Raw genomic sequence first — 11,284 nt, forward strand, 5'->3', positions numbered from 1 at the left:
GCCCAGCAGCCCCACGCCCCCCACCGCGCCGACGCCGGGCCCGACTCAGCCCCAACCACGGCCGTCTCCGACCCCGACCCGGATCGCTCCTTCCGAGCCCGGCGCATCGCCCAGCTGACCGCATGGGCCACCTTCTCCGCCCAACCCGTACCACTGCTGCTGGCGTGGATTGTCCTCCTCGGCGTGGCCCGCGCCGCCTGGCGGCTGCTAACCAAAACCCCTGCGCTGGCCCGCGACGAGATGGCGGCAGCCCTCGCCGTCGCCCGCCGCGGCACCATCATCCGCCGCGGCCGCAGGCGCCTGGCCGCGCACCAGAGCGTGCGCCGCGCCGTGCTGGCCGAGCTGTACGTGCGCCCCGCCGACATCCGCGCCACCCGCCGCGATCGGCGCCGCCAGGAACGCGAACGCGTCGCCCGCGCTGCCGCTCGCAGCGAGCTCGAACAGCGTGAACTGGCCGCGCTCACCCGGCGTCGTCGTCTCGTGCTGGTCGCCACGCTGCTCGTGGTCACCGCGATTGCCGGCTTCGGCCTGTCCCAGGTTCTGTTCGTGCGCACCCTCACCGGCGGCGCCCTGCCGGGGCTGGGGGCGAGTTGGCGTGAGCTGTGGGACGCCGCCTGGTCCACCTGGGCGGCCTCCGGCGACGGCTACCCCGCGGCGTTGACCCCCCTGTTCGCCGTGCTGGCCGTGCCCGTGGCCATCGGCTCCTGGCTCGGGCTCGACGGCGACGCCCTGGTGCATCTACTCCTCATCCTGGCGATCCCGCTGGCGGCCCTCGGCGCCTGGTACGCCGCCGGCACCGTCACCCGCCGTCATGCGCTGCGCGCCTGGGCGGCCTGCGTATGGGCGTTGGCTCCCACGCTCATGCTCGCCGTTGGGCAGGGACGCCTGACCGCCGTCATGGTGCATGTGACCCTGCCATGGGCGCTGACCGCACTGTCCCGGGCGGTGGGGGCGGACCGGCGCGACGTGGTCTTGTCCGGGCTCGTCGGCGCTCACCACGCCACTGCGCAGGAGAAGGCCGAACTGGACCGCTTCGCCTCGGCGCGCATGGAGGATCTGGCGGTGCTGGCCGACGACGATGCCGCCCCCGAGCCGCAGGACGAGGATCCTGCCTCCATGCCGCACGACGTCGTCGCCGAGCCGTCGCCGGACGGCGCGGGTGCGGACGGCTCGGATAATCCCGACGATTCCGCTGAAGATTCCGGGCAGGAATGGCCCGAGCCCGCCGATACCGCTACCCCCGCACTCGTCGATGTGGCGGACGCCGAGACGCCCACTCAAGCCGCCGCGCGCATCCCGGCTCCGCCGGAGGCCTACGGCCCGGGCTCGCCCACGGCCGCCGCGGTCGCCGGACTGCTGTTCAGCCTCATCGTGGCCGCAGCCCCGGTCACGGCCGCGCTCGTGGTGGTCGGGCTGATCCTGCTGTGCCTGCTGGTGCGCCGCAGCGCACTGCGGCTACTGCTCACGCTCGTGCCAGTGGTGGCCACCGCCGCCCCCGCCTGGTGGCGGGCGGGCTCGCTGGCCCGCGCCGACGGCGCCACCGACGCCGCGCGCTACCTCCTCACCGACACCGGCCTACCAATCGTCTCCGCCCCGCCCAGCACCATCGAAACCATTTTGGGCATGCCGGTCGATGTTGAATCGCTGCTCACCGACCCCGCCCTCGCGCTCGCCGCCAAGGTCCTGCTCGCAGTCGTTCCCGCAGCCGCCGTCTGCGGCCTGTTCACCTCGGGGCGGCGCGGACACCGCGCCCGGGCCGGCTTCCTCATGACGCTGGGCGGCCTGGCCCTGGCCGCCGTCAGCACCCGCGTCATCACCGCCGTCGGCACCCAGGCCGACGGCAGCGGCAGCCTGACCGTTACCTCCTGGGCCGGCACCGGGATCTCCTTCGCCCTGGCCGGCCTGCTCACCGCCGCCGTGGCCGCGGGCGACGCCGCATACGCCGCCCTACCCGCCCACGCCACCGGCTGGAGGCGCTGGGGACGCGCCGGCCTCGTGGGCATTAGCGTCATCGCCGCCGCCGTCCCCCTCACCGTGGGTGGCGCCTGGGCTCTGCGCGCTCACGGCTCCACCACCACCGGTGCCGACGCGGCCATCCTGGCGCTGCGGCCCGCCGGCACGCAAATCCCCGTGATCGCTTCGGAGATTCAGTCCTCCGCTGCGTCCGGACGGGTCCTGGTCCTCACCTCCACCGAATCCGGGCTGCTCGTGCGCGTCTGGCGCGGCGACGGCGCCCAGCTGACCGACGTGGTACCCGACGTCCTGTTCGCCCAGCTGACTGAACGCGTCCCCGCCGCCACCCACGCCCCCAGCATCGCCGACGGCGCGCTACCCACCGAGCTGGCCGACCCCGCCGACGCCGAACTGACCGACCTCGTGGTGCGGGCCATCACCGGCCAAGACGAGGACGTCGCCGACGGCCTAGCCGCCCACGACATCGCCGTCGTCGTGCTGACGGACGCCTCCGGCGATGACCTCACCGCCTCCGCTCGAGCCGGCCTCGAAGCCACCCCGGGCCTCGAACAGCTCGCCCGCACCGCCTCGGGCACCTCCTGGCGCGTCTCCCCGGAGGGCGCCGTCGAATCGGCGCGCGCCACGCTTGTCGCCGCCAGCGGAAACGCCGTCACCGTGCCCGCATCCGCCCCCATGCTGCGCACCACCCTCGATGCGGGAACCGCCGAGCGCGTACTGGTACTGGCTGAACGCGCCGACGGCGCCTGGCACGCAACCCTGAACGGTGAAACTCTGGAAACCGTCGCCCCCGCCGGTTCCGTCGGCCGTTGGCGCCAGGCCTTCACCGTCCCCGCCGACTCCGGCGAACTCGTCGTCACCCACGGCTCCCTCCACAGCAACCTCGTCGCCCGCTGCATTCAGATCGTCTGGGTCATCACCGCCCTCATCGCCCTGCCCCTGCGTCGCCAGAGGAGCACCGTATGAGCACGCCCCGACGCCGACTACTCGCCCTCACCGCCCGCATTGCCTCCGCCTGCCTCATCCTGGCGGCGGTCCTGGCCCTGACCTGGTGGGGCACCGGAACGCCCCGTGCCACCGGCCAGGACGTGGCCGCCACCAGCGTCCCGGCTCCCGCTGCCGACGTGGTCTACGCCTGTCCCGCGGCGCCGAACAACACCATCGACGGCGTCGACCTGGCCGAGACTACTGCGGCCACCACTATCACCGTCCTGGACGCCGCCTCCACCCTCACCTATGACTCCCAGGAGCTTGAGGAGGCCCACACCACGCTGAACGCTGCCGACGGCGGCATCCTCGCCGTCGAAACCCCCGGCACGACCTCAGCCGGTGCCATCGGTACCGTCACCACCCTGACCGCTGCGGGCGACCTGCGTGGCCTGACCGCCGCCCCCTGTGTCCCGCCGGCGGCGGTGTCCTGGATCGTGGGTGGCTCGGCCGCCGTCGGCTCCTCCTCCGAACTGCGGCTGACCAACCCCGGGGTCACGACGGTTACCGCCACCATCCACCTGTACGGCTCCACCGGGGAGCTCGCGCTGCCCTCCGGCGGCGAGGTATCGGTGCGCGCCGGTGAGACCGTCGGCGTGCTGCTCGAGGCCGCCGGTGCGCTCGATAACCGCTTGGCGCTGAGCATTGAGGCCGACGGCGGCTCCATCATCCCGGTGCTGGTGACCGAGTCCCTCGACGGGGAGACACCCGCTGGCGTGGATACGCTCACCGCCGGCGCGGCCCCCGCCACGGAGCTGACCGTTCCTGGCGTCGTTGTGGTGGACCCGGCCGATCAGGGCGAGACGAACAGTGATAACGGCGCCGCCTCCTCCGATGCGCCGGCCGTACGCGTGGTCAACCCCGGTACGGATCCCGCCACGGTGGCGATCTCCCTCATCGGCGCCGACGGTGAGCAGGCGCTGGCGGGCGCCACTGACGTCACCATCGACCCCGGCGCCGTCTTCGATATCTCCCTGGCGGGTGTGGCGCCCGGCGCCTACGGCGTGCGTGTCACCTCCGACACCCCGGTCGGCGCCGCCGTCAAACTCGTGCGCAGCGCGGGGGAGTACCCCGAGCGCTCCGGCGCCCTCGCCCACGACACCGCCTGGGTGCAGACTTCCGCCGTCGACGCCGCCGCGGACAGCACCCTGGCCCTGCCCCGGGGCGATGGGCTCACCTCCACGCTGGTGGTCACCAACTCCAGCAACGCCTCCGCCGACGTGACCCTGACCTCCGCCGACGGGGAGTGGTCCACCGACCTCACGGTCCCGGCCACGACCACGCTCACCCCCGACATCCCCGACAAGGTCTCGGGTCTGGTCATCACCGGCGCCGACGCCCAGCAGGTGTCCGCGGCCGCCGTGGTTACCGCCGAGGTCGAGGGCGAGGTGCCCGGCACGCTGATCGCCGTTGTCCCCACGGTTCCGGACGCCGCCGCGCAGTCCTCCCGCAGCCTCCTGCTGCGCTGACGACCCTCCCTCACCGAAACCGGCACAAATAACATGCCGAAACCGGCACTAATAACGTGCCGAAACCGGTCGAAGTGGTGCAGCGGGCTCCCGTCTCTGCGCTCATGCTAGGTAGCGGGTCGGCGCCAGTTGGCCGTTGGACTGCCTACGCGCGGATGGACCGCCTACGCCGGAGGCTAGACGGTCCAAACGCGCACAGGTGGTCCAACGGCGTAAAGGTGGTCCAAACGCGCACAGGTGGTCCAACGGCGGGAACGGAGGCAGGCAGCCAAAAGTAGGGTCGAGTGTCTTGGTGTGGTGTAAATCTGGTTGTGCGGTGATGGTCATGGGGTGGTGGTCGGATAGGGCGTGTTGGTCCTTCTCCCGGTTCAGGCGCTCGATGGGGTTGTTGGACCAGATCTTCTGCCAGTGCTCGCGGGGGAAGGCGGCCTGCGTCCGGCTCGGCCTCAGCCAGCATCTGGGCCACCTCGGGGAAACTGCTCTTCAGGGAGGCGGTAACCTGCTTGGAGGTGTCCACCACGGCCTCCCGGGTGGTCTGAGCGAAGATCGCCGAGATCAGCGCGCCCGCGGGCTTGGAGCGGGCCGACCCCAGCTTGGAGGTGAGCGTTACGGGCGAAGTGCACCCGGCACCGCTGCCAGGAGGCGCCGGGTAGGATTGCCTCGGTCTTCCCGGACTCGTTGCCCAGTGCCTTAACGAGCTCGTCCACCTTCCTAGTGGACACGCCGACAGGTCCAGGCGGTGCAGATCACCGCGTACAGGGCCTCGTCCACGCGCTTGCGGGGATTGAGCAGGGAGGGGAAGAAAGACCCCTGGCGCAGCTTGGGGATGGCCAGGTCCACCTCCCCAGCAGTGGTGGCAAGCTTCTTAGAACGCGTGCCGTTACGGCGCGTGCGCCGACCCTGGGTGCGCTCATAGCGTCCGGCGCCGATCTTGGCGGTGGCCTCAGCGTCCACGAGGTCCTGCAACCCGGCCTGAAGCAATCGGCGGAAGACATCATCATGGGCCAGGTCCGGATCGGCCAGGACTTCCCGGATCAGTGTGAACACGGCAGACTTGTTCTCGGGCATCGTGGGTGAACCTTCCTGGTGAATCTTGGTCGAGAATCCGGGCCCCACGATGCCCCCTCACCTCCGCCGCCGGAAGAGAGCACCACGGGAATTGCCACCACACCCCCAGTACTACGCCACTTTGCCGTCTAGTACGCCTGTTAGGGGTGTGTTGAAGGCCTGGGAAGCCTTCAACGGTCCTCGAAGTGGCGTAGTAGACCTCGAAATGGCGTAGTAGACGCCGTCTGCACACTCGACGTCGACCACGGCCGCGCACAGCGATCAGCCCACGCCCCATCACGCGAGCAGCGGTCCGGTGGTGGTTGCGGGGGTGGGGCGAGTCGGTGGAGGCCAGCGACGACGTCGTGGGGTGCCGTCCCGCCGCCGCGGGGAGCGGGCTGAGCGAAGGCCTCGGGCGCGTTAGTGGGACGCCGTCGCCCCACCCTCACGGGAGACGCACCCCCGGGCGATGCCCTTAGCCCGCCTCAGCAACTTCGCCCGGTTTCGGCATGTTACAAGTGCCGGTTTGGGCATGTTATTAGTGCCGGTTTCGGTGAGGGCGGGTGGAGGCGATCCTCTAGGGTGGTGGCGTGGCCCAGTCGTCTCATCTGCCCCCGGCACGGATACCTGCGTCCCGACGCCGGCGCGATCGGCACGGGCGCGGGCTCAGAGGTCCGCTGCTGCTGCCCCATCTGCCCGCCTGGCGCACCCGAGCCGAGCGCTTCGACGCCCTGGTCATCGACGCGGCCAACGAGCTCGCGCGCCGCCACCCGGAGATCGCACGCATGCAGTTCGCCGTCGAGGAGGTTCCGCCCTCCGACCCCGCGCCCTGGGAGAACGGCGTCGTCCTCGGCCGGGGATTCGCCGCCGAGCCGCGCGCCGGCCTGCCCACTCGCATTGTGTTGTACCGCCGCCCTATCACCTCCCGGGCGGCGGACGAGACCGAGCTGGTCGAGCTCGTGTGGCGCGTCGTCGTTGAGCAGGTCGCCCTCGTGCTCGGGCGGCGCCCGGAAGAGATCGACCCGGATTTGTGAGGCGCGGCGGCACCCGGAGTCGGCTCCCGCCGGAGTCTGCCACCGCGCGGTAGCCTGCGGCTGTGAAAAGAGTCCGACACTGCCGCAGACCCGGGTGCGAGAACCCGGCCGTCGCCACCTTGACGAGCGTGTACTCCGACTCCACGATCGTGCTCGGCCCCCTGGCCACTGAGGCCCAGCCCGAGGCCTACGACCTGTGTGAGAAGCACGTCGAGTCCTTCACGGCGCCGCGCGGCTGGCAGGTGATCCGGCTCGCCACCGACTTCGAGCCGGCTCCGCCCTCCGAAGACGACCTCACCGCCCTGGCCGACGCCGTCCGCGAGGCTTCACGCAGCCCACGCCCCAAGCCTCAGCCCGCCGAGCACGCCGGGCGGCCCACCGGGCTGCTGCCGGCCTCGCTTACCGAGCCCCTGCCCGATCACCTCACCGGCCTGGGCGACGGCGAAATCACCCGTCGCGGTCATCTGCGCGTGCTGCGCGGGGAGAAAACCGAGGACTGATCCCCCGGCCGCGCCACCTGGTGCGGCGGGGTTTGCAGGGAGGCGCGCACACCATCCTCCACACGCCGATCCCGCAGCTCCAACATGAACTCGCGGTCGCGCCGGGCCGCCAGAAGCGCTGCGAGGAACCGCTCCGGGTGCGTTCCGGGAGGGGGCGGAGGCGCAACATACGGCTCGGCCTGCGCCGCCAACTGCATGGCCAGCCGCAGGCGCGCCTGCGCCTGCATGGAGGAGGCCCGCTGCAGGAAGGTGCGGATAACGAGTGCTTCATGCCCGGGCAACGCGCGCAGGTCGGCGTTGGCAGCCCAGGCGGCCAGCTCCGGCGGCATGAGGATCGGCGGAGCGTCTCGCACGCCATTGCGATCCCGCACGGCGTACGTGCCCGCCAGCAGATCCCCCAGGCGCTTGCCGCGACGCGTGACCACACAGGCCGCCGTTGCCGGCACGCCCAGGAACAGCCAGATCTCAACCACTCCCACCAGGGCGCGTACGAGGCTGTGACGCAACCGCACCGCGCCACCATCGTCGCGCACAATGCGCAAGCCGGTCACCAGCCGACCAGCAGAACGCCCCCGGGTGAGCAGCTCGACCGTGAGCGGCACCATCACCAGCCATGCCAGGAGCACCAGGGCCACCGCTACGGCGGCCAGGGCCTGCGAGGAGGGGGAGAAGAGATACTTGTTCGCGATGACGCTGCCCGTGATGATGGTGATAAGCAGCCCCATGGCGTACAGGGTGTAGTCGATGATCCCGGCCAGGATGCGCGTGCCGGGGGACGCCGGCAGCACTTCCAGGGCGACGGCCTCACCGGTGACCATGAGCTCCGGTGTCATCATTCGCTCGGATGAGGTGGCAGCCTCATTCACCATGTCAGACTCTCCTCGTGGATATCGACGCCTACGCCGCCGCGCACCGTGACCAGTGGCACCGCTTGGACCAACTCGTGGCGCAGCGCCGACTCACCGGCGCCGAAGCCGACGAACTGGTCACCCTCTACCGGGCCACGGCCGGGCACTTCTCGCGCATCCGCACCGGCGCCCCCGACCCGGCGCTGCTCGCAGAGATGTCCACCCGCATTGCGGCGGCCCGCGGCCGCCTCACCGGCACGCGCGAAGCCCGTATGAGTGATGTGCGCCGATTCTGGTTGGAAAGCGTGCCGGCTGCCCTGTACCGGGTGCGCTGGTGGACGGCGGCGGTGACGATCGTGGAGGTGGCGCTGGCAGTGGTGGTGGGCGTGTGGACGCTGCGCACCCCGGAGGCCATGAGCGCCCTCGGCTCGACCAGCGAACTCGACACCTATGCGCAGGAGTCCTTCGAGGCCTACTACTCCACCTATGCCGCGCCCGAGTTCGCCGGGCAGGTGTGGACCAACAATGCCCGGATCGCCGCCATCTGTGTGGCTAGCGGCATCACCGGAGTACTGCCGGCCTACATGCTGCTGGTCAACGCCGTCAGCCTCGGACAGGCCGCCGCCATCATGGCCGACCACGGCCTGCTCGGTCAGTTCTTCGCCCTGATTACCCCGCACGGGCTGCTGGAGCTCACCTGCATTTTCATAGCCGGCGGTGCCGGCCTCAAACTCTTCTGGGTCATGCTCGCCCCCGGTGGCAGATCGCGCAGCGTGGCGCTGGCGGCGGAGGGCCGTTCCCTCATCACCGTGGCGGCCGGACTGACCGTGGCGCTGGCAGTCTCCGGATTCATCGAGGCCTTTGTCACTCCGTCGCCGCTGCCATGGGTGGTCAAGGGGCTCATCGGCGTACTCGCCCTCGCGGTGCTGTGGGTGTACACGCTGCTGCTGGGACGCCGTGCCGTCCTGGCCGGCAACACCGGCGATCTGCGCCCCGATGAGGCCGGCGCCGTCCAGAACGAAGTCGGCTGACCGACAGGGCCGAAGCAACCGGGGCGACAGGGCGCCTCCCCGGGTGTGCAGCTCAGCGCACCGCACCGGCATCACAGCCTCCCCGCAGCCTTGAGCGCCAGGTAGGTGTCCGCCAACGCCGGCGCCAGCGCACCCGGCGCAGCTTCCACCACTTCCACGCCGGCGCGGCGCAGGCGTGCGCTGATCGCGTCCAACTCCACCAGGTCGCGTTCCGCCGCGGCCGCGATATACACGTTCTCCGCGTCGTCGTGCTGGGACCGCAGCCGCTCCAAACCCGGATCGGTCGCCGAGGCCACCACCACGGTGTGCTGACGTGCCAGAGTCGCCAAGGTGCGCAGCATGGCCGCGCTTGTTCCCGAGGCGTCCAGGCCAGTGAGCACCACCACGAAGGCCCGTTGGGACAGGGCCGCCTCCACGGTGGTCGCCACCAGTGTCCAGTTCGTCTCCACGAGCGCGGGCTCCAGCGGGGCGAAGGCATCCGCCAGGGCGCCGAGCAGGGCCGCCCCGGATACGCCGCGCACCTGGGTGCGGGTTTCCACATCCAGGGCGACGGCGTCGACCCGGTCGCCTGCGCGCGAGGCGAGCGCCGCCATGAGCAGCATCGCCTCAATTTGGGCGTCCAGCCGAGGGGCGTCGTCGAGCCGGGCCGCCGCCATCCGGCCGGTGTCCACCAGGATGAGCACACGCCGGTCCCGTTCCGGCCGCCAGGTGCGCACCACGACCTCACCCCGGCGGGCGGTTGAGCGCCAGTCGATGGAACGCACGTCGTCCCCGACGACGTACTCGCGCAGGGAGTCGAACTCGGTGCCGGCGCCGTGAACCATGACAGCGCTGCGCCCGTCCATCTCCCGCAGGCGCGCCAGCCGGCTGGGCAGGTGCCGCCGCGACGCGAAACGGGGCAGGACTCGTAGCCGGGCCGGAACCGTCAGCGACGCCTGCCGTCCCGCCAGCCCCAGGGGGCCACGTACCCGCACCGTCACCAGATCGGCCATGCGGTCCCCGCGGCGGGTGGGGGTGAGAGCGATGTGGGTACGACGCCGCTGGCCGGCGGGGATAACCAGGGCGCTGCGCTCCCCGGAGGCGCCTGCGGATGGCGGCCAGGCATCCCGCACCAGCGTGGACATGGTGCGGCCGGTCGTGTTCGTCAGCGTCAGCGTTTCCGTCGTCGTCTCGCCCAAACGCACCGCCCGCGCCACCTCCCGCGTGGCGCGCAGACCCCGCGGCGAGGGCGCCGCCACGACATCGACACCCACCAGAAGCACCACCAAGGCCATCCACGCCAGGGCGGTGGCCGGCCGCGGTAGGAGGAACACGGGTACCGCCCCGACGGCGAGCAGCCAGACGGTGCGCATGGTCAGATACACGGTTCCTCCTTATGCGGGCTAGTGAGCCAGGCTCGTTGGGGATTGGGCACGGGCTACCGGGGCACCGGAACTGAGCGCAGGGCGCCGTTGATCACCGATTCGGTCGACACGCCCTCCAGCTCGGCCTCGGCCCGCAGTTGGATGCGGTGGCGCAGGGTCGGCAGTGCGAGTGCCTTGACGTCGTCGGGGGTGACGAAGCCGCGGCCCGACAGCCAGGCCCAGGCCTTCGCCGTCGCCAGCAGCGCCGTCGCCCCGCGCGGGGACACGCCCAGGGACACCGACGGTGAGGAGCGGGTGGCCCGCACCAGGTCAACGATGTAGGCGAGTACCTCCGGGGAGGCGTCGATGGTGCGCACCTGCTCCCGGGCGCTGGCCAGATCCTCGGGTGAGGCGACCGCGTGCAGGCCGGCCGCCGCCAGATCGCGGGGGTTGAAACCGGAGGAGTGGCGGGTGAGCACATCGATCTCCTCGCCCCGCTCGGGCAGCGGCAGGATGAGCTTGAGCAGGAAGCGGTCCAGCTGTGCCTCCGGCAGCGGGTAGGTGCCCTCATACTCGACGGGGTTCTGGGTGGCCACCACCATGAACGGGTCGGGCAGAAGACGCGGAACCCCATCGACCGATACCTGATGCTCCTCCATGGCCTCCAACAGGGCGGCCTGCGTCTTGGGGGGAGTGCGGTTGATCTCGTCGGCCAGGAGCAGGTTGGTGAACACCGGGCCGGCGCGGAAGGAGAACTCGGCGGTGCGTGCGTCGTAAATGAGCGAGCCGGTCACGTCGCCGGGCATGAGGTCGGGGGTGAACTGCAGCCGCTTGGTGTCCGCATCCAGACAGGTGGCCAGGGAACGCACCAACAGTGTCTTAGCGACTCCGGGCACGCCCTCCAAGAGCACGTGCCCGCCGGCGAGCATGGCGATGACCAGGCCGGTGACCGCCGCGTCCTGCCCCACGACCGCCTTGGCGACTTCGGCGCGCACCGCCACCAGCCGTCCGCGCGGGTCGGAGTGGTTGGCGTGCTGGGGCGCGGCGGGGGGGT

The 11,284-nt window shown here is 71.3% G+C and carries 8 protein-coding genes and 1 pseudogene; 5 read left to right on the top strand and 4 right to left on the bottom strand.

What is annotated here, in order from left to right; all coding sequences use genetic code 11:
• Nucleotides 1-2,937: glycosyltransferase family 2 protein (locus RWX45_RS13080; RefSeq protein ID WP_316024154.1), on the top strand; the 2,937-nt coding region annotated here is incomplete at its 5' end.
• Nucleotides 2,934-4,427 carry a DUF5719 family protein gene (locus tag RWX45_RS13085; RefSeq protein WP_316024155.1) on the top strand — a complete coding sequence of 498 codons (1,494 nt, stop codon included), beginning with the start codon at nucleotides 2,934-2,936 and terminating at the stop codon, nucleotides 4,425-4,427. The genes RWX45_RS13080 and RWX45_RS13085, both read left to right, overlap by 4 nt.
• A gap of 345 nt (nucleotides 4,428-4,772) precedes the next feature.
• On the opposite strand, the pseudogene RWX45_RS13090 reads toward RWX45_RS13085, so the two are convergent.
• Nucleotides 4,773-5,495: pseudogene (locus RWX45_RS13090) on the bottom strand (transposase); the annotation flags it as partial.
• 569 nt (nucleotides 5,496-6,064) lie between these two features.
• Between RWX45_RS13090 and RWX45_RS13095 the strand changes: the two are divergent.
• Together RWX45_RS13095 and RWX45_RS13100 are read left to right on the top strand one after the other, a co-directional pair.
• The gene (locus RWX45_RS13095) at nucleotides 6,065-6,508 is read left to right on the top strand and encodes a metallopeptidase family protein (RefSeq protein ID WP_316024156.1); all 444 of its coding nucleotides are present in this window, start codon (nucleotides 6,065-6,067) and stop codon (nucleotides 6,506-6,508) included.
• Nucleotides 6,509-6,570: 62 nt separating this feature from the next.
• Nucleotides 6,571-7,008 carry a DUF3499 domain-containing protein gene (locus RWX45_RS13100; RefSeq protein WP_316024157.1) on the top strand — a complete coding sequence of 146 codons (438 nt, stop codon included), beginning with the start codon at nucleotides 6,571-6,573 and terminating at the stop codon, nucleotides 7,006-7,008.
• On the opposite strand, the gene RWX45_RS13105 is transcribed toward RWX45_RS13100, so the two are convergent.
• On the bottom strand, nucleotides 6,969-7,877 hold the full coding sequence (locus RWX45_RS13105) for an RDD family protein (protein WP_316024158.1): 909 nt from the start codon (nucleotides 7,875-7,877) through the stop codon (nucleotides 6,969-6,971). The genes RWX45_RS13100 and RWX45_RS13105 overlap by 40 nt on opposite strands.
• A gap of 14 nt (nucleotides 7,878-7,891) precedes the next feature.
• Here RWX45_RS13105 and RWX45_RS13110 point away from each other — a divergent pair, with 14 nt between their 5' ends.
• Nucleotides 7,892-8,887, top strand: coding sequence for a stage II sporulation protein M (locus RWX45_RS13110; protein ID WP_316024159.1), 996 nt, complete (start codon nucleotides 7,892-7,894; stop codon nucleotides 8,885-8,887).
• 71 nt (nucleotides 8,888-8,958) lie between these two features.
• On the opposite strand, the gene RWX45_RS13115 is transcribed toward RWX45_RS13110, so the two are convergent.
• Nucleotides 8,959-10,251 (bottom strand): DUF58 domain-containing protein, encoded by a 1,293-nt coding sequence (locus tag RWX45_RS13115; protein WP_316024160.1) that lies wholly within the window; start codon nucleotides 10,249-10,251, stop codon nucleotides 8,959-8,961.
• Between the two features lie 53 nt (nucleotides 10,252-10,304).
• Nucleotides 10,305-11,234 carry a MoxR family ATPase gene (locus RWX45_RS13120; RefSeq protein ID WP_316024161.1) on the bottom strand — a complete coding sequence of 310 codons (930 nt, stop codon included), beginning with the start codon at nucleotides 11,232-11,234 and terminating at the stop codon, nucleotides 10,305-10,307.
• Nucleotides 11,235-11,284: the final 50 nt, after the last annotated feature.

The sequence above is a fragment of the Actinomyces sp. MRS3W genome (genome assembly GCF_032465695.1).
In the GTDB taxonomy this organism is placed as follows: Bacteria; Actinomycetota; Actinomycetes; order Actinomycetales; family Actinomycetaceae; genus Actinomyces.

Coding starts and splice junctions, on each gene's coding strand:
- RWX45_RS13085 (WP_316024155.1), top strand. CDS start 2,934: ATGAGCACGCCCCGACGCCGACTACTCGCCCTCACCGCCCGCATTGCC.
- RWX45_RS13105 (WP_316024158.1), bottom strand. CDS start 7,877: ATGGTGAATGAGGCTGCCACCTCATCCGAGCGAATGATGACACCGGAG.